Below are 19,363 nucleotides of genomic sequence, written 5' to 3'. Positions count from 1 at the left end.
CCCTTAACCCGTGCGGAGAAATCCCCCATGTTTACCACACGACCCGAAATCCGTGGCACCCACGGTATGGTCGCTTCGACCCATTATCTCGCCTCGATGGCGGGTTGGCGCATGTTCGAGATCGGCGGAAACGCGTTCGACGCCGCGGTCGCGACCGGGCTCGCATTGCAGATCGTCCATCCCTATCAGAACGGCCCGGGCGGCGACTTGCCGATCGTGCTGCACGATGCGCGCACCGGCAAGGTCGAAGTGATCTGCGGTCAGGGCGTATCGCCGGCCGCGGCGAGCATCGAGGCCTACCGCAATCTCGGCCTGGACCTGGTTCCCGGCACCGGCCTGCTCGCACCCTGTGTGCCCGGCGCCTTCGGCGCCTGGATGCTGATGTTGCGCGACTATGGCCGTCTGTCCCTGCGCGATGTGCTCGAACCCGCAATCGGGTATGCCCGCGACGGGTATGCCGTGGTTCCGATGATGAATACGGTCATCGGCGGCGTCGAGGAGATGTTCCGTGCCGCCTGGCCCACGTCTGCCGAGACGTGGCTGGTCAACGGCGAAGCGCCGAAGGTCGGCAGCATGCATCGCACGCCGGTAGTCGGCGCAACCTACCAGCGCCTGCTGAACGAGGCCGAAGCCGCCGGCGGCGACCGCGAAGATACGATCGAGGCGGCCCGGCGCGTGTTCTACGAGGGTTTCATCGCAGAGGAGATCGATGAATTTTGCCGGACCACCGAATGGGTCGATTCGACCGGCGAGGCCCATGGCGGCTTGCTGACCGGCGACGACATGGCGCGCTGGCGGGCGACCGTCGAGGAACCGGCTACCTATGACTATGCGGGCCACACGGTCTGCAAACCCGGTGTGTGGAGCCAGGGACCGGTGTTTCTGCAACAACTGGCGCTGCTCAAGGGCTTCGACATTGAATCCATGGACCCGCTCGGCCCCGAATTCATGCACACCCAGATTGAGTGCGCGAAGCTCGCGCTCGCCGACCGGGAAGCCTGGTACGGCGATCCCGTGGTCAACGATGTGCCGATCGAGACGCTGCTCTCGGACGCGTACAACGAGACGCGCCGCGCCATGGTGGGCGACGAAGCCTCGCTGGAGTTCCAGCCCGGCGCACCGGACGGTCGCAACCCCGCGCTTGCCGAGTTCACGATTTTCGATCCCCACGCGGCGGCCGCATCGGCACCGGGCGCGGGCGAACCCAATGCCGCACAAGCCGGTGTGGGAGAACCCAACGCCGCGCCCAGCAGTTCCAATGGCGACACGGTGCATTGCGACACCGCGGACCGGGACGGCAACATGGTCGCCTGCATGCCCAGCGGCGGATGGCTGCAATCCTCGCCGACGATCCCGTCGCTCGGCTTCTGCCTCGGCACGCGGGCCCAGATGTTCTGGCTCCAGCAGGGGTTCGCGACGACCCTGCAGCCCGGCATCCGCCCACGCACCACGCTCAGTCCGACACTTGCCATGCGCGACGGCGCGCCGTCGCTCGCTTTCGGCACCCCGGGCGGCGACGCTCAGGACCAGTGGGCACTGACCATGTTCCTGCGCCATATCCATCACGGATATGACCTGCAGGCCGCCATCGACGCGCCCAATTTCCATACCGATCACCTGCCCTCGAGCTTCTACCCCCGCACTTTCCAGCCCGGGGAGGTCAAGGCGGAGGGGCGCTTTGCCGACGCCACCATTGCCGCCATGCGCGAACGCGGTCACCGGGTGACCATGGTCGGCGATTGGGCATCCGGCCGGATGACCGCCGTCGGTCGCGAACGTGGCGCACATGGCTGGTTCCTGAAGGGGGCTGCGCATCCACGGTTCCAGGAAGCCTACGCCGTTGGCCGGTAGCGGTCCCGCGAAGCGAACCGGCGGCCGGATGCGCCTGCGGTGACCGAATCCGCACCCACAGGATTGTCTGATCGTCTGCGCCGTGGCCCCTATGGCCGCATCTGGCAACTCTCCTGGCCGACGATCCTTTCGAACCTGACAGTCCCCATGCTCGGCGCGGTCGACACGGCCGTCATGGGCCACCTGCCCGACCCGGCCTTTATCGGCGGTGTCGCGGTCGGCGCCATGATCTTCTCGTTTCTCTACTGGGGTTTCGGCTTCCTGCGTATGGGCACAACCGGGTTTGTCGCCCAGGCGCACGGGCGCGGCGACGGCGATGAAGTCCGCGCCGTGCTCGCGCGCGCACTCCTGATCGGCCTGGTCGCCGCCGTTGTTCTCCTGGTTCTGCAGCACCCCCTACGATTGGGCGCTTTGCACATACTCGATGCCGCACCGGATGTTGAGCGGCTCGCCCAGAGCTACTTCGACACCCGCATCTGGGGCGCCCCGGCGACTCTCGCCAACTACGCGATTCTGGGCTGGATGCTCGGTATGCAGTTCGCACGCGCCGCGTTGCTGGTTCAGATCGTTATCAACGGCCTGAATGCCGCGCTCGATATCTGGTTCGTCGTCGATCTGGGATGGGGGATCGAGGGGGTCGCGCTGGCCACCGCGCTGGCCCAGTACACGGGCGCAATCCTGGGTCTGGTGCTGATCGCATTGCGGCTCCGGCGCATCGACGGGATCTGGGACCGGGTACGAATTTTCGATCTCGTGGAACTCACCAGCCTGTTCCGGGTCAGCCGCGATATCTTCATCCGCACCCTCGCGATGATTTTCGCCTGGTCCCTCCTGACCTGGACCGGCGCGCGGATGGGCACCAACGTGCTCGCCGCCAACGCCTTGCTGATGAACTTCCAGTCGTTTCTGGCGCACGGCCTGGACGGCTTCGCGCACGCCACGTCTGCGCTCGTCGGCGAAGCTGTCGGCGCACGAAACCGCCGCCTCTTGCGTGATACTGTCGTGGCGGCGACATTCATGGCGGGCTGTGTGGCCATCGCCTACGCGGTCGTATATGCCGTTTTCGGCGCCCATCTGCTCGCGCTTCTGACCGACATCCAACCCCTGCGCGAATTCGCCGGCGGTTTCCTGCCCTGGATGGCATTGTCGCCTCTGTTGTCGGTGTGGTCGTACCAGCTCGATGGCATTTTCATCGGCGCCACGCGTGCAGCCGAAATGCGCAATGCCATGATCGTTTCCGTGGCGCTCTACACGGTCGCCATCTTCACCCTGCCTGCATACATGGGTAATCACGGCCTATGGGCGTCCGTCATGCTGTTCATGGTGCTGCGCGCCCTGACGCTGGCGCTGTTCTATCCGCGGGTCGAGCGAATGGTGGCGGAATAGTGGCAAACGTTTGATACTGTTACAAAAATTTTATCAAAACCTGACGATCGATTGTTGACACGAAGCGAGGCTTTTCTGCATCTTGCCGGGGCGTCGGCGGTTCGTTTGAGTGACTCGCCGACATTTGATTCGAGTGAAGGATTCGACGCTTGAAGTTCGACCTGCGCAATAAACCTGCCCTGGCGGCACTCGCGGCGGCCGTGATCCTGCTTCCCGCAGGCGCATTTGTTTTTGGCAGCCTCAGCGGAACCGACCCCGTCCCACAGGTTTCATCGACCGCTACAGCGGCGACCCCGCCCGCCATTCCAGCCCCCGTCGTAGAGCCGGAACCGCTCGGCCCCTTGATCCACACCGTGGAAATCGAAAACGGCGACAATCTGATGGACGTGCTCGTCAAGGCGGGGGCGAAACGCGCCGACGCCCACACGGCGATCCAGTCCCTGAAGGGCGTCTACGATCCGCGCCGCGATTTGCGGGTCGGCGACGAACTGCAAATCACTCTCGGCCCGTTAACTGACCCCGTGGCCGAAACCCCCGCCGATGCGCCCGACTACACGCTTTCATCCCTGCGTCTGCCTGTGACCTATGACCGAGAGGTCGAGGTTGAACGCGCGGACGACAGTTTCGTCGCCCGGGAAATAGAGCTGCCGCTGACGACGGAATTCGTCCGCGTTACCGGCGTGATCGATTCGAGCCTTTTCGTGAACGGACGCGACGCCGGTATCCCGATTTCGGTTCTGATCGAACTGATTCGAATCTACAGCTTCGACGTCGATTTCCAGCGCGACATCTGGAACGGCGATGCCTTCGAAATCATGTTCGAACGCCAGCGCAACGAAGACGATGCCGTCGTCAACAACGGTGAAATCCATTACGCCAAGCTTACCCTGCGCGGCACCGATCTGCCCTTCTATCGGTTCGAAACCTCGAAAGGGACGATCGACTATTTCAACGAAAAGGGTGAAAGCGTGCGCAAGGCGTTGATGAAGACACCGCTCGACGGCGCACGCCTGTCGTCACGCTTCGGCAAACGAAAACATCCGATCCTGGGATATACCCGCCTGCACGCGGGCGTGGATTTCGCGGCGCCCACGGGTACGCCGATCTATGCCGCCGGCGACGGCACCGTCGAGGTCGCCCGGGTCAATGGCGGCTACGGCAAGTATATCCGCATCCGCCACAACGGCACCTACGCCACCGCCTACGCCCATCTGAACGGATACGCGCGTGGCATCAGTTCCGGAAAGCGCGTGCGGCAGGGGCAGGTCATTGGATATGTCGGGACGACCGGCCGGTCCACAGGGCCACATCTACACTACGAAATTCATCGCGACGGCAAGCAGATCAACCCCCTGGGGCTCAAGCTGCCGAGCGGCGAAAAGCTCAAGGGTGACCGTCTCGCAACGTTCCAGAGCCTGCGTGAATCCGTGGACGCGCGCTTCGCGTCTCTGGCGGCACCCGCGCTTACGGCGGGCGGCGACCACTCGCTTACGGATTAAGTTCCTGATAGGTCGCGCGGGCCAGTGACAGCAGGCGGTCACGCGCGCCCTGACCGATCAGCACATAGGCCAGCGGCCCGTCCTTCCACCAGAACGCCGAGACATCGTCATACTCGGTAAAACGGAACGCCGTCTCACCCCCCGCCAGGTTCTGCTCGACATAAAGCGTGAGCCGCTCACCCGATTCCGCTTCGTACATGAATTGTGCCGCCGGACCGGATTCGGACGCCGGCAGGAGACGTCCCCCCACGAGCCGATAACCCTCACCATCCAGGTTGGGTGCCAGCAACGGCGCGTCCAGGCGCTTTGAAAGCCAGGCGACCAGATGGGCTTCCTCGCTCGCCGGCACCTCGACGGCATGGCGTACTTCGCGCGCATACATCTGATGCGCTTTCACCGCACCACGCGCCAGACTGACATTCGGGTCCTCACCCGTACTCACCGCATCATTCGCAAACCAGCCACCGGCGGCGCCCACAGCAATCAGCGCGACCATCGCCGCCACATGCCAGATCGGGCTGCGGACCGGCGCCGACGCGCCGATATTCTGGAGTCGTGCCGGAATCTGCCGTTCCAAAAGAGGGTCATAAACTCGCTCGACGGCGCTCGAAATGGCGCGGAACTCCGCGACCCGCATGGCCTCATCGGGGTTCGCGGACAACCAGGCCTCAACCTCGGCGCGACGACCGGGATCGAGGCGGCCATCCACCAGCGCCTGTATCTCATCCTCGGTGGGAATTTCGGGAAGATCGCTCACGTTATGCTCCGTCCACTGTCTCGCGTTTCCCCCCAACTTGCCGCCCGCACCTTCTCTCGCGCGCGCGACAAGCGAGACATTACCGTCCCGATGGGAACGCCGGTGATGTCCGCCGTTTCGTCGTAACTGAAGCCCTCCATCGTCACCAGCAACAGGGTCTGGCGCTGGGTGTCGGGCAGATCCTGAATAGCCGCGGTCACCTCGCGGAGCTGAATCCGGTCCGCCTGGTTGGGCGGCACCGCCATCGCCGGGAAATAATCCTGGATTTCGACGACATCCGGCCGCGCCACGGCCCGCGCCACGTCATTGACATAGATATTGTGCAGAATGGTGAACAGCCAGCCGCGCAAATTCCCGGGCCGCTTCCAAAGATGCCAGCGGCTCATCGCGCGTTCGAGACAATCCTGAACCAGGTCGTCCGCCCGCGGCTCGTCATGACGCAACAGCACCAGCGCATAACGGCGCAGGTTGGGTATATGCATCTCGACGCGCTCGAACGAACTGCGTTTCATTCCCGGTCTCCGGCCCCCTTATACAACACTGGCATGCGAATGCGGCGGCGGACAGTGACATTGGAAGATATCACCGACCGCCGCCTTTCGGGGTATTCGCCGGCAAGTTCGGCGCGCCCGGGGCGTAGTGGTCAGGGGCGTGGGGATCAGGGCCCGGACCGGCCCAGGAGCCGAATCAAAAGAATCGCCGGATGACCGCGCACGCGGGGCGCCCCCGGTCTCCCGGCGACGGCCTGCACACGGCCACCCGACCGCCTACTTGCCTAGGCACATCATCAACAGGTGGATCGCGGGTTTATTCCCGGAAAAACTTCGCCAGCATAAAATCAGCTTGTTCAGCCACGGACGAAAAACAACAGAAGTCGCATCAACGCAGTCTGATCGATCGGCGCGATCAGTCCCGGTGCGACGATGCCGGTGTGATCGAGCCCTTCCAGGGTGATCGACCGCGGACAGATATCGGTCGCCGATCGTACGGGCACCAGCCCGTCGCTCGGCACGTCATTGCCATGCATCCATAGCAGCGTCGGATAGCTCCAGGATGTCGGCCGCGCAAAATTGTCCGGATCGGTGACATAGGTCGCCACGCACAGGATCGGGACAGTTTCGAGTACCGCCGCGATTTCGGCCCTGTGCACTTCGAGATAGGCTTCACGCACGTCAGTCGTGAGATCTCTCAGGGATTCGCCCCGGCGCCCGAGAACCGAAAGCACCGCATCCATCAGTTCGGGAAATCCCGAGACTTGACGCGCCAGATCGGCAACGGGGGAGCCGCGAAACGGCACCTGCATCGCGATCCAGCACACCACGCGGTCGCGCTGTTCCGGTGCGGCACGGCGCAGATACTCCATGACATCGAGACCACCCTTGCTGTGAGTCACGAAACAAACCGGGGAGGTCCCGTCTCCAACGATCTGAACGAGCCGCTCTGCATTCGCCGCGACGCTGTCTTCGGTCTCGATATCCGCGATCTCGGCATCGATGCCCTCTTCGGCCAGCCAACTGTAGATACCGGCCATGTAACCGAGGTCATTGCCCAGTTCAACCGACGGGATGACGGCATCGCTGAGATAGGACGGCACGAAAATGATGCGCACGCCGTCGAACCGGCCGCGGATCTCCTCAAAGCGAGGCTCAATTCGCGATGCGTCCAGCCGGCCATCAACCAGATACTTGCCGAGGCGACCATTCTGATCGCCCGCCAGGTCAGGAAGCCCGGGCGGGGGCATGGCAATCTCGTGCCGCTCAACTGCGCCGACCGTGAAGAAGTAGCTCAAAATCGCCACGACGACGCATAGCGGCACCAGGATCACCAATCCACCACGGATCAACCAGCGGCGCCTGAGCGAGGATTGTCCAGTCACGCGTCACATCTCCACGCTGGTTGGCGGTGGCAGGTTGCCCGTCAGGCCGCTTCGGCCTGCACGACCTCGCCATTGATGACGAGGCCGTCGGCGCCGGCGCCCACCCGGACCACTTCACCGTCCACAATCGTGCCCTCGAGCAGCATCGTCGCCAACGGATTCTGGAGATACCGCTGGATGACCCGCTTGAGCGGTCGCGCGCCATAGACCGGGTCATATCCGGCGTTCGCCAACCAGGCGGTCGCCGCATCGTCCAGATCAAGACCGATCTTGCGGTCTTCAAGCAGGCGCCGGAGATGGGCCAGCTGGATCTCCACGATGCCGGACATCTGGTCGCGCGTCAGGCGATGGAACAGTAGCACTTCGTCCAGGCGGTTGAGGAATTCAGGCCGAAAGGCACCGCGGACGACTTCCATTACCGCCTCGCGGACCTGACCCGTATCCTCGCCATCTGGCTGGTTGGCGAGATGCTCACTGCCCAAATTCGACGTCAGGATGATCAGCGTGTTCTTGAAGTCGACCGTGCGTCCCTGTCCGTCGGTCAGCCGACCATCATCCAGCACCTGCAGCAACACATTGAAGACGTCGGGATGGGCCTTCTCGATCTCGTCGAACAGGATGACCTGATACGGCCGTCGCCGGACGGCTTCGGTCAGGGCGCCACCCTCTTCGTAGCCGACATATCCCGGCGGTGCACCGATGAGGCGGGCCACCGCGTGCTTTTCCATATACTCCGACATATCCACGCGAACCATTGCGTGCTCGTCGTCGAACATGAACTCGGCAAGCGCCTTGGTCAGTTCGGTCTTGCCGACGCCGGTCGGCCCGAGGAACAGGAACGACCCGATCGGCCGATCCGGGTCCTGCAGCCCGGCGCGCGCGCGACGCACCGCGTTGGAGATGGCGCCGATCGCCTCACCCTGCCCGATGACCCGGGCACCGAGCATGGCTTCCATCTCCAGCAACCGCTCCCGCTCGCCTTCGAGCATCTTGTCCACGGGCACACCCGTCCAGCGTGAGACCACGCCGGCGATATGGGAATCCGTCACTTCCTCGTCGAGCATGTTGCCGTCCGGCGCCTCATTGGCCTCGGCCACGGCGCGCTCCAGGTCGGGAATCCGCCCATAGGCCAGTTCACCCGCGCGTTCCAGGTTGCCGACACGCTGCGCCTGTTCCAACTCGAGTCGCGCGGCATCGAGCTGCTCCTTGATTTTCTGGGTCCCGGCAAGTTTCTCCTTCTCCGCCTGCCAGACAAAGGTGAGATCCGCCGACCTGGCTTCGAGCTCGCCGAGATCTTCCTCCAGCACCTCCAGCCGGTCCTTGGAAGCCTTGTCGCTTTCCTTCTTCAGCGCTTCACGCTCGATCTTGAGCTGGATGATGCGGCGGTCGAGTTCATCGATCTCCTCGGGTTTCGAATCGACTTCCATCCGCAACCGGGATGCGGCCTCATCGACGAGGTCGATCGCCTTGTCCGGCAGAAACCGGTCAGTGATATAGCGGTTGGACAATGTTGCCGCCGAGACAAGCGCGGAATCGGTAATCCGCACACCGTGATGAAGCTCGTACTTCTCCTTCAGGCCGCGCAGGATCGAAATCGTATCCGCCACGGTCGGTTCGGAGACAAAGACCGGCTGAAAGCGTCGAGCCAGGGCCGCGTCCTTCTCGACATGCTTTCGATACTCGTCCAACGTCGTTGCACCTACACAATGCAGCTCGCCGCGCGCCAGGGCGGGCTTGAGCATGTTGGAGGCATCCATTGAACCCTCGGCCGCACCGGCGCCAACAATCGTGTGCATCTCGTCGATGAACAGCACGATCTCACCGGCCGCCGAGCCGACCTCTTCGAGCACCGCCTTGAGGCGTTCCTCGAACTCACCACGGAACTTCGCCCCGGCGATCAGCGCACCCATGTCGAGCGACAGCAGCCGCTTGTCGCGCAGGCTTTCGGGTACATCGCCATTGATGATACGCAGGGCGAGCCCTTCGACAATGGCGGTCTTGCCGACGCCCGGCTCACCAATAAGCACCGGGTTGTTCTTGGTTCGCCGTGCGAGAACCTGAATCGTCCGGCGAATTTCCTCGTCGCGGCCGATCACGGGATCGAGCTTGCCGTCGCGGGCCGCCGCAGTCAGGTCACGGGTGTATTTGGCCAGGGCCTCATAGGCATTTTCCGCCGTGGCGCTGTCGGCTGTCCGACCCTTGCGCAACGCATTGATCGCCTCGTTCAACGCCTGCGGCGTGACATTCGCATCAGCCAGGATTTTTGCCGCATTGGTTCCCGTCGCCAGGGCAACGGCCAGCAGAAGTCGCTCGACCGTGACGAAGCTGTCACCTGCCTTGTCGGCGACATCCTGTGCGGCGCTCAAGATGCGGCTGGTTTCCTGGGACAGGTAAATCTGTCCGGCGCCTTGACCCTCGACCTTGGGAAGTTTGCCGAGCGCCAGCTCGACAGCCTGCTCCGCGCCTGCGGCATCGCCGCCGGCGGCCCGGATAAGGTTGGCGCACAAACCCTCCTCGTCGTCGAGCAGGGCCTTCAACAGATGCTCCGGCACCAATTGCTGATGCGCACTGCGTTGCGCCAGATCCTGCGCGACCTGAACGAATCCGCGCGCGCGTTCGGTATATTTCTCGAAATTCATGTTCTACTCCTCGAACGACCCCCTCGCATGAGGCGGGCATGGACGGCGAACCCGGTTCCGGCATTCGCCACAAGGACACGCTGGCGGCCCGCCATCTCGATGCACAAGCCAGTCCACGTCCTTGAAATATGGTGTTGCTTTGACGCAACACAAGACCTTCGTCTCGACCCATCGTCGACTAATTCAGCAGGAATAGTTCCCTGATATGAACGCCAGTATCTCAGAAATTCGTAGCTACCCGGTTAAGGGCCTGTCGGGCCTCATTCTGCCCCGTGCAAGCCTGACAGAAGGGCAAACAATCAAGGATGACCGGCGGTTTGCGCTCGGTCGACCCGGATTCGCATTCGACACGGAAAACCCGGTCTGGATGCCGAAAACCAACTTCCTGGCGCTTGTGCGCGATGAAAAACTGGCGGAACTGGAAGCCGAGTTCGATTCCGCGGCGGATCGACTTACCCTGCGCCGGAAGGCCCGGATCGTCGTCTCCGCAAGCCTTTCCACGCCCGAGGGCCGCGCGAAGGTCGAGGCATTCTTCAGCGAATTTCTCACCGACGAAATCGACGGGCCACCGACTCTACTCGAGGCCGGCAACCATAGTTTCTCCGATCTCGACGCGAAGGTGATCTCGCTGGTCAATCTCGACAGTATCGCCGCGCTGGGCGCATCCATCGACGCCGACATCGACGCGCGCCGGTTTCGGGCAAACGTCTATTTCGACGGTGTACCCCCATGGTCGGAATTCGACTGGTTGGACCGCAGGATTCAAATCGGCAGCGCCGTCGCCGAGGTCGTCAAACGCATTCGGCGATGTGCCGCGACCAACGTCAATCCTGATACGGCCACGCGCGACATGAACCTTCCCGGTGCCCTGCAAAAGGATTGGGGCCATGCCGATATGGGGGTCTATGCGCGGATCGTCGAACCGGGCGAAATCCGACCGGGAGACCCGATCGCGCCGCACTGACCGCCAGCCGGCAACCGGCCGACATGAGCAACTAGGCCGTCACGGTCTCGCCGTCGTCGTTGCCATCCGTATCGTCTGACTTGCTTGCAGAGTCATCGGCGACATTACCGTCGGAATCCGCATTGCCGTTTGCCGCAGCCGTGCGGCCGTTGCTGCGACGCGAGCGCCGCTTGCGACCATTCGAGCGTGAACCGGCATCGTCTGCCTTCTCGCCCTTCGATGCGGCACCTGCGCCATCACCGTCGGTGTCCGTATCTTCGGCCTGCAAGTTCTCGACAAAGGATCCATGACCGTTGCCCGAATCGCGGTTCGAATCGCGGCTCGATTCACGCGGCGGATCGTTGCGTGATGAATCATCGCGAGATGAATCATCGCGAGATGAGTCTTCCCGCGCCCCGTCATCCGAGCCGCTGCGTTGCTCGTTCTTCGCGGCGGCGGCAGCCATCAATCGGTAATAATGCTCCGCATGCTGCAGATAGTTTTCTGCCCCCACGCGGTCACCGGCCGAGCCCGCATCGCGGGCCAGTTGCTGATACTTCTCATAGATCTGCGACGGATTCCCGCGTACGCGTGCGCCGGGGCCGTTGCTGTCATATGTCTGGTTCCGGGAATTGCCGGACTTGCGTCCGCCGCGGCCCCGTGCCCGCCTGTTGTTATTCGAGTTTGGTCGCATTGCTTCCGTCGATCAGATTACTGATTACGGTCCAACTCCCGTTCAAACCGGCGCCGCCCTTTGGGATCACACGCTTTCCGGAAATGACCGCTCAACCGCAAGAGGTCACTTCAAGTTCGGATCCGGGAGTTCAGATTATTCGCCAAGGCCTGTGGGATTGTGATCCCTACAGGCACCCTACGGCATATCTGACCGGGGCACCCTATGCGGCCCGGTTTTGTTTTCCAAGCACTTTTTGCGCTTCATTAACCCTGCGTATTCGGCTCAAAGGTGATGACCCGCGCCCGACGCGCGATATCCTGGTCGACCTCGGCGATGCGCAGCCCGGCAACGCGGCCGAGTGCGGCAACACCGCGCGCCTGCCCCTGCCCCAGTTCCAGGGCGATCACCGACCGGCCGGTCCCGAGTCTTTTGAACTGGGGAATGATGCGCCGGTATGCGGCCATTCCGTCGGCCCCCCCGTCCAGGGCCATGTTGGGTTCAAACTCCCGCACTTCCGGATCGAGATGCTTCAACTCGTAGCGCGCGATATAGGGGGGATTGGAGACGATGACGTCGAACGGCCCCTCGATACCCTCGCACCAATCAGTCTCGCGCCACTCGACCCTTCCGGCCAGACCCAGCGCTTCCGCATTGGCGGCCGCCACGTCCAGCGCCGCCGGAGACACATCCACACCCAGCGCGGTGGCGTTCGGACATTCCGCCAGCAACGTCAACGCAATACACCCGCTACCGGTTCCCAGATCCAGTATACGCAACGGCGCATCTCGGTCCTCGATGCGCGCCAGAACCGTCTCGATCAGGGTTTCGGTATCGGGACGCGGCGTCAGAACATCTGCCGTCACGCGGAAAGTTCGCGACCAGAACTCACGTTCGCCGACGATCTGCGAAACCGGTTCGCGGCGTTCGCGGCGCTCCAACAGTTCCGTAAAGCAGTGCAACGCAGCCGCATCGATTTCGGCGTCGGGATTGGCGATCATCCAGGCATCTTCGTGCCCGGTCACCTGGCGCAACAGGACCCGCGCATCGAGTTCAGGGCTGTCGGCACCGACCGCGCGCAACCGCCCGCCGGCCTCCGCCAGCGCTGCGGCAATCGTGTTGGAAATCGTCTCAGGCATCTTGACTGTCATCCTCGGCAAGTTGGGCGGCCTGGTCTTCGGTGGTCAGCGCATCAACCAGTTCGTCCAGCGCCTCCCCGTCGAGGATTCGGTCGAGTTTGTGAAGGGTCAGGTTGATCCGGTGATCGGTCACCCGGCCCTGGGGAAAATTATAAGTGCGGATACGCTCGGAGCGGTCTCCCGAACCCACCTGGCTGCGCCGCGACGCGGCGCGTTCGGCGTCGATCAGCTGGCGCTCATGTTCATACAGACGCGCGCGCAAGACCCGCATCGCCTTGGCCCTGTTCTTGTGCTGGGATTTTTCGTCCTGCTGGGTCACCACGATCCCGGTCGGAATATGGGTGATCCGCACCGCGCTGTCGGTCGTGTTGACCGACTGCCCGCCCGGGCCCGACGCGCGGTAGGTATCCACCCGCAGGTCGCTCTCGGCGACGTCGATATCGACTTCCTCGGCTTCCGGCAGCACCGCGACAGTCGCCGCGGACGTATGAATCCGACCGCTGCTCTCCGTCTCGGGCACCCGCTGTACCCGGTGCACCCCGGATTCGTACTTCATACGCGAGAACACATCCTGGCCGCTGATGCTCGCGACGACTTCCTTGTAACCGCCGATACCCGTGCCGCTGGAATCCATCACTTCGACTTTCCAGCCCTTGTTCTCCGCATAGCGCTGATACATCCGGAACAGGGTCCCGGCGAAGAGGCCCGCCTCGTCGCCCCCGGTACCGGCGCGTATTTCGAGGATCGCATTCTTTGTGTCCGCCTCGTCCCTGGGCAGAAGCATGAGCTTGAGAGACTGCTCGAGCTCGGGCACACGGTCGCGCAGTTCCTCGATCTCGAGCTGGGCGAGATCCTTCATTTCAGCATCGGCCTCGCCATCCGCAAGGATCTCGTCGAGGCCCGCGATTTCGTCATGCGCACCGCGCAGCGCCAACACCTTCTCCACCACCTGGCCAAGTTCGGCATACTCCTTCGACAGCCGGACATACTCCTGCGGATCGCTGCCGTCGGTATTCGCCAGCAGATCGGACAGTTGCGTATGGCGTTCGACCACCCGGTCGAGTTTGTCATCCAGGCTCATTCGTCTTCACTCCCGGACGATCCATCGCCGTCCGTCTCCGGTTTGTCATTTTCAGCCTGCTTGCCCGGGGCCAGTCCGAACATGCGCCGTGCGACCGCCACCACCGGGCTGTCGATACCCTCGTCTCGCGCCGCCGCACGCAATGCCAAGGAGGGCGTGTGTAACAGACGATTGACCAGTCGCCGCGTTATTTCGTCCGCATCGCCCTGGGGATTTTCCGACAGGACCTCGGTCCTGACCGCATCGAAATGCGCCCGCAGGTCCGCCACAACCGGCACCGCGTCGCGCTCCGCCCGTGAATCCTGAAACAATGTGAGGTGCCGGTCGATCATCTGCCACGCTTCCGCCGCCGCCGCGTCACGCGACTGGCGGTTGGAGCGGGAAATCGATTCCAGATGATCGAGGTCAAACAGAAAGGCATCGTCAAGGCTGGCAACATCCGGGTCGACATCATTGGGAATGGCCACGTCGAGCACGAAGACCGGCTTGCGCCGCCGCGCACGCAAGGCGTCCTGCAGCAGGGCGGCGGAGATCATCGGGCGGCCGATTCCTGCCGCGCAGATCACCAAATCCGCACCGACGAGCGCCGCCGGAATGTCGTCATAAGTCACGCTATGGCCTTCGACAATCCGCGCCAGCGCCTGGCCGCGCGCCACATTGCTGGCCGCGACCGTCACCCGCCGCAGGCCGCCATTGCGGAACTGGTCGAGCATGAGCATCCCCATCTCGGCCGGGCCGATCAGCAGGGCCGACACATCATCCAGATCGCCGAACAGGTTGCGCGCCGCCTGCACAGCCGCTGTCGCCAGAGAAACCGGCCCCTCGGCGATCATCGTGTTCGCGCGGACATCCTTGGCGGCCGCATAGGCGTGCTGCATCAGACGTTCGATCTCGCGGCCGACGCCACCGGCATCGCGGGCGACGCCATGGGCGGTCTTGAGTTGTCCCAAAACCTCGGATTCACCGACCACGACGCTTTCGAGGCTTGCCGCGACGGCAAAAACATGCCGCGCTGCGGCAGCCCCCGTCAGATGAAAGAATTCGCCATCGGCGAGATCCTGGCCGCCCAAACGCCGGCTCAGCAAATCCCGCGCCACGGCAATCGCGCGGTCGGGGTCGACGGCCGCGCCGTGCAGCTCGACCCGATCACAGGTCGAGACGATCAGTGCCTGATCGAAACCGCCCTGCCGCAGCACGGCGAGCACACCGGGCACGTCCCCATCCTCGATGAACAATCGATCCCGCATGGCGGCACTGCTGGTCTTGTGGCTGGCGCCCACGACGACATAGTCGGCCGGCGCCGCCCGATCTTCAGGACGGTGGCCCATATCCATGTGTCGCTAACGGTAGGCGGCGAGGTGGTCGGTCAGGTCGGCGATGGCCACGTCGGACTGTTCACCGCTGTCGAGGTCGCGCACGGTAACGGTTCCCTTGGCCAATTCGTCGTCGCCGATCAGCACGGCCGCCGCAGCGTTGATCCGGTCGGCGCGTTTAAGGCCGCGTTTTACCCCGCCCTTGTAGAGCAGTTCGATCGTCAACCCGGCGCGGCGCAGTTCGCGCGCGAGGCGAACCGTTTCGCGTTCGCCATCCTCGCCCATCCCGACCAACGCAATCGCGCGGGCCGGCTGGACAGGCGCGCCGAGCATCATCGCGAGCCGCTCCACACCGGCGGCCCAACCGACCCCCGGTGTCGCGGGGCCACCCATGGTCTCGATCAGCCCGTCATAGCGTCCCCCGGCAAGCACGGTCCCCTGGGCACCCAGCGCCTGGGTCGTGAACTCGAACGCGGTGTGGCTGTAGTAGTCGAGGCCGCGCACGAGCCGCGGGTTGAGGGTATAGGCGATCCCGATCGTTTCGAGGCCGGCGCGCACCCCATCGAAGAATTCGCGCGCCGTGTCAGTCAGATAATCGTCAAACACAGGCGCGCCCGCAATCACGGCGCGGTCACCCTCATTCTTGGAATCGAGAATCCGCAACGGGTTGCGGTGCAGGCGTTCACGGCTGTCGTCGGACAACTTGTCGGCATGGCCGGTGAAATAATCCACCAGGGCGTCACGGTAGGCCGCACGGCTCTCGCCATCGCCCAGCGTGTTCAACTCAAGCGTGGTCTCGGACAGAATGCCGAGCGCATCGAGAATATCCGCGCCCAGCGCGATCGCCTCGACATCGCCGGACGGCTCGGCGACTCCGATCAGCTCGACACCGATCTGATGGAATTGACGCAGACGTCCCTTTTGGGGCCGCTCATGGCGAAACATCGGGCCGGTGTAGAAACATTTCAGCGGCAGTTCGTTGCGCAAGCCCCCCGAGATAACCGCGCGTGCGATCCCCGCTGTACCTTCCGGGCGCAGGGTCAGGCTGTCGCCGCCCTTGTCCTCGAACGTGTACATTTCCTTGGTGACGATATCGGACGTGTCGCCGAGGGTGCGCTGAAAGACGTCGGTGAACTCGAAGATCGGCGTCGCCATCGGGCCATAGCCATACCGGTCGGCGACCTCGCGCGCCGCCGCGACAATGGCAAGTTGCGCGCGCGCCTCGTCACCGATCAGGTCATGAGTTCCTCGTACAGGCTGAAGCTTTGCCACGATCGTCTCGGCGCGTGTCGGCTCTATTCGGCCGCGGACGACAGGCTACCGGCGTCCTCAGCTTCTGCCGCATCGATCTCCGCCGCCTTGGCCTCCACGAGGCCGACCAGATGATCGACGATGTCCTCGTCCTGCAGGCGGTGATGGGGCTGTCCGCCGATATACACCTGATGGGTGCCGCGACCGCCGCCGGTGAACCCGATATCCGTCATCGTCGCCTCGCCCGGCCCGTTCACAACACAGCCGATCACCGACACCGTCATCGGCGTGGTGATATGTGACAGGCGTTCTTCGAGAACCTTCACGGTCTCGATCACGTCATATTGCTGGCGCGCGCAGGATGGGCAGGAGATCACGTTTACGCCCCGGTGGCGAAGCCCGAGGGATTTCAGCAGATCGAACCCGACCTTCACCTCTTCGACCGGATCGGCCGACAGGGATACACGCAGCGTGTCGCCAATCCCCGACCAGAGCAGCATGCCGAGGCCGACCGAGGATTTGACCGTCCCCGAACGCAGGCCACCCGCCTCCGTGATGCCAATATGCAGCGGATAATCACAGGCCTCGGCAAGCCCCATATACGACGCAACGGCGAGGAAAACATCCGACGCCTTCACCGAAATCTTGAACTCGTGAAAATCCTCATCCTCAAGCATGCGGACGGAATTCAGCGCGCTTTCGATTAATGCTTCGGGACAGGGCTCACCATACTTCTCGAGCAATTCCTTCTCGAGACTGCCCCCGTTGACCCCGATGCGCATGGAGCAATTGTTATCGCGCGCCGCATGTACGACCTCTCGTACGCGCTCGCGGGAGCCGATATTGCCAGGATTCAGACGCAGGCAGGCGGCGCCGGCTTCGGCCGCCTCGATGGCCCGGCGATAGTGAAAATGGATGTCCGCGACGATCGGGACCGTGACCTCGGGAATGATCTGGTGCAGTGCGGCCGTACTTTCCTCATCGGGACAAGATACGCGCACGATATCCGCGCCCGCGACCTCGAGCGCGCGGATCTGATCGATAGTACCGGCCACGTCGGTCGTCCGGGTATTGGTCATCGACTGAACCGTGATCGGCGCGTCGCCGCCGACGGGCACATCGCCGACCATGATCTGACGACTTTTTCGCCGTTCGATGTCGCGATAGGGACGGACGCTCATGCTTGTTTCAACCTTCGGATTCGACGCCGGAAATCAACCTTGAAAATCTGCCGTAACATGCGCGCCACCGGGTGAAATATCAACCGCACACAGGCGCCACCGAGACCTACGCAGCGACCGACATCGAGACGGCGGCGAGCGCTATCTGACGACCGCGGCCCCTGTCATGAGGAGTTCGGGGTCCAGGCGGACATCGCGACGGCTTTCACCGCGCGCGCCGATCGCCGGAACCGATTCCCCGTCGACGGAAATATCGAGACCACCGGCATTGCCCGTCATCAGCCGCAATCCGCCGCGGTTCGGCACCATATATCTGTCGCCGGCCTGTAGCATCTGAGTCAGGACAACATTCTCTTCCTCGTCACGGACCTGGACCCAGGTGTTCTCCGCGGCACGCAGGATGATCCGGGCGGCCGAATTTCTGGCCCCGTATGTGCGACCCTCCCGATCCGGGGCGGCGTCGCTCGCCGACGCCTGCGGGTCCTCGATCTCGGGAAGCGCGATAATCGCCGGTTCGGATGAAAGCTCGGCCGGAGCCGGCGTCACCACAGCGACGTCCGTGTCCGCGGCAGGCTCACCCGCCGGCGTCCCGTCGTCGGATGCCAGGTTGTCGGACGTCACGTTGTCGGATGTCGGGTCCACCGGCACCGCAGCAACGACCGGTTCGGAAACTGCCGGTTCAGATACCGCCAGCCGGACAGGTACTGGTTCCGCCATGTTCGTCCCGGACGCGCCTGTTCCCGTGGGGGCCGTTTCGGTGGTCACATCGGGAGCCGGCACTTCGGCGACCGCGACGGTTTCGTTCGGCACTTGGGAAATGACAGGCCGTGCGTCCGGTTGCGTATTCGGTGGCGCAACCTGTGATATCTCCGGCGGCGCTTCGGCGGTAGTCGGCGCATCAGCGTCGCCAGCGGGCGGATTTCCCTGCGGCCGCTGAAAAGTCTCCGGTACGAGGGCAACTTCGGAAGCATCAGACGCCGGTGCGGAATCGTCCGGTTCCGAAATCGTCGGCGCGGCCGGCTCGGCGGTGTCGGCGGCAGTCTCTATCGCCGTTTCAGCCACCGTACTTGCCGGCGCGGTCGTCGGCGTTTCCGATGCAACCGAGCCCGTTACAGGACCCGCGACCCGGGCCGTTCTCTCACCCGAAATACCTGGCGGTGGCGCACTCACCTCGGCCGTCGCCTGTTCTTCCCCGGGCGGCGGGGGAACCCGCGCGACCTCGATGCCGTTCTGACTTTGCAGCCAGTACCAGCCGCCAAACGCCGCGGCGCCGAGCAGCAGACTCAGGGTGACCAGCAACCCCCCGGGGAACCGACCCTCCGGCACCGGTGTGGGAAACTCAAGCTCCTGCGGGGCTTGAATGCCGCTCGCCTCCTCCTTGAATCGTGCCACCAATGAGGGCGCGTCCAACCGAAGATAGGCTGCGTAGGATCGCACAAAGCCGACGGCGTAGGTCGCACCCGGCAACTCGTCGAAACGACCGTCTTCGATGGCCTCGAGATAGACCCGGCGAATGCGCAAATTCTGCGCAACATCCGCCACCGTCCGGCCGGTTGTTTCTCGCGCCTCGCGCAGGAACGCCCCGACATGATCCGCGCCCTCAACCGAATGCATCATGTCTGACGCGCCATCCTGATTCAGGACGCGAAAAGAGCGTGGGTTTAAACGTACCATCTTGTCCCCAGCCAACGACGTTCGGTGAATTCCGCCAGCCGCATAAACCAGTTCCTGTCAGATGCCTAGCCCAAGTAAGCAAACCGCAATCTGAGACCTA

General features: G+C 63.5%; 15 protein-coding genes. 4 read left to right on the top strand and 11 right to left on the bottom strand.

What is annotated here, in order from left to right:
• The first annotated feature begins 27 nt into the window (after positions 1 to 27).
• From ABJ363_09180 to ABJ363_09170, 3 genes are all read left to right on the top strand, one after another.
• A complete protein-coding gene (locus ABJ363_09180; protein ID MEP4379159.1) occupies positions 28 to 1,851 on the top strand; it encodes a gamma-glutamyltransferase family protein in 1,824 nt (607 codons plus the stop codon).
• 39 nt (positions 1,852 to 1,890) lie between these two features.
• Entirely contained in the window at positions 1,891 to 3,237 is a 1,347-nt protein-coding gene (locus tag ABJ363_09175) for an MATE family efflux transporter (protein MEP4379158.1), read from the top strand.
• Between the two features lie 149 nt (positions 3,238 to 3,386).
• Positions 3,387 to 4,736, top strand: a complete 1,350-nt coding sequence (locus ABJ363_09170) for a M23 family metallopeptidase (protein MEP4379157.1) — start codon at positions 3,387 to 3,389, stop codon at positions 4,734 to 4,736.
• On the opposite strand, the gene ABJ363_09165 is transcribed toward ABJ363_09170, so the two are convergent.
• The 4 genes from ABJ363_09165 to clpB form a co-directional block, all read right to left on the bottom strand.
• Positions 4,726 to 5,493, bottom strand: coding sequence for an anti-sigma factor (locus ABJ363_09165; protein MEP4379156.1), 768 nt, complete (start codon positions 5,491 to 5,493; stop codon positions 4,726 to 4,728). The genes ABJ363_09170 and ABJ363_09165 overlap by 11 nt on opposite strands.
• Positions 5,490 to 6,005 carry a sigma-70 family RNA polymerase sigma factor gene (locus ABJ363_09160; protein ID MEP4379155.1) on the bottom strand — a complete coding sequence of 172 codons (516 nt, stop codon included), beginning with the start codon at positions 6,003 to 6,005 and terminating at the stop codon, positions 5,490 to 5,492. The genes ABJ363_09165 and ABJ363_09160 overlap by 4 nt, the downstream gene beginning before the upstream one ends.
• 335 nt (positions 6,006 to 6,340) lie before the next feature.
• The gene (locus ABJ363_09155; protein MEP4379154.1) at positions 6,341 to 7,369 is read right to left on the bottom strand and encodes a hypothetical protein; all 1,029 of its coding nucleotides are present in this window, start codon (positions 7,367 to 7,369) and stop codon (positions 6,341 to 6,343) included.
• 41 nt (positions 7,370 to 7,410) lie between these two features.
• Positions 7,411 to 10,008, bottom strand: coding sequence for an ATP-dependent chaperone ClpB (clpB, locus tag ABJ363_09150; protein MEP4379153.1), 2,598 nt, complete (start codon positions 10,006 to 10,008; stop codon positions 7,411 to 7,413).
• A 205-nt stretch (positions 10,009 to 10,213) separates the two neighbouring features.
• Between clpB and ABJ363_09145 the strand changes: the two genes are divergently transcribed.
• A complete protein-coding gene (locus ABJ363_09145; protein MEP4379152.1) occupies positions 10,214 to 10,972 on the top strand; it encodes an MOSC domain-containing protein in 759 nt (252 codons plus the stop codon).
• Positions 10,973 to 11,003: 31 nt separating this feature from the next.
• Here the strand turns inward: ABJ363_09145 and ABJ363_09140 are convergent, their stop codons facing one another.
• The 7 genes from ABJ363_09140 to ABJ363_09110 form a co-directional block, all read right to left on the bottom strand.
• Entirely contained in the window at positions 11,004 to 11,645 is a 642-nt protein-coding gene (locus ABJ363_09140) for a DUF4167 domain-containing protein (GenBank protein ID MEP4379151.1), read from the bottom strand.
• Positions 11,646 to 11,890: 245 nt separating this feature from the next.
• Positions 11,891 to 12,763 carry a peptide chain release factor N(5)-glutamine methyltransferase gene (prmC, locus tag ABJ363_09135; GenBank protein ID MEP4379150.1) on the bottom strand — a complete coding sequence of 291 codons (873 nt, stop codon included), beginning with the start codon at positions 12,761 to 12,763 and terminating at the stop codon, positions 11,891 to 11,893.
• Complete coding sequence (gene prfA / locus ABJ363_09130) at positions 12,756 to 13,844, bottom strand: peptide chain release factor 1 (protein MEP4379149.1); 1,089 nt, start codon at positions 13,842 to 13,844, stop codon at positions 12,756 to 12,758. The genes prmC and prfA overlap by 8 nt, the downstream gene beginning before the upstream one ends.
• The gene (gene hemA, locus ABJ363_09125) at positions 13,841 to 15,178 is read right to left on the bottom strand and encodes a glutamyl-tRNA reductase (GenBank protein MEP4379148.1); all 1,338 of its coding nucleotides are present in this window, start codon (positions 15,176 to 15,178) and stop codon (positions 13,841 to 13,843) included. The genes prfA and hemA overlap by 4 nt, the downstream gene beginning before the upstream one ends.
• Positions 15,179 to 15,184: 6 nt before the next feature.
• Complete coding sequence (hisS, locus tag ABJ363_09120; protein ID MEP4379147.1) at positions 15,185 to 16,429, bottom strand: histidine--tRNA ligase; 1,245 nt, start codon at positions 16,427 to 16,429, stop codon at positions 15,185 to 15,187.
• 23 nt (positions 16,430 to 16,452) lie between these two features.
• The gene (gene ispG, locus ABJ363_09115; GenBank protein ID MEP4379146.1) at positions 16,453 to 17,589 is read right to left on the bottom strand and encodes a flavodoxin-dependent (E)-4-hydroxy-3-methylbut-2-enyl-diphosphate synthase; all 1,137 of its coding nucleotides are present in this window, start codon (positions 17,587 to 17,589) and stop codon (positions 16,453 to 16,455) included.
• A gap of 141 nt (positions 17,590 to 17,730) precedes the next feature.
• Positions 17,731 to 19,206, bottom strand: a complete 1,476-nt coding sequence (locus ABJ363_09110) for a RodZ domain-containing protein (GenBank protein MEP4379145.1) — start codon at positions 19,204 to 19,206, stop codon at positions 17,731 to 17,733.
• Between the last annotated feature and the right edge of the window lie 157 nt (positions 19,207 to 19,363).

The organism is Alphaproteobacteria bacterium, assembly GCA_039980135.1.
Lineage (GTDB): Bacteria > Pseudomonadota > Alphaproteobacteria > UBA6615 > UBA6615 > UBA8079.
The sequence above is the reverse complement of the archived record's forward strand: the minus strand, read 5'-3'. Positions and strand labels throughout refer to the sequence as shown.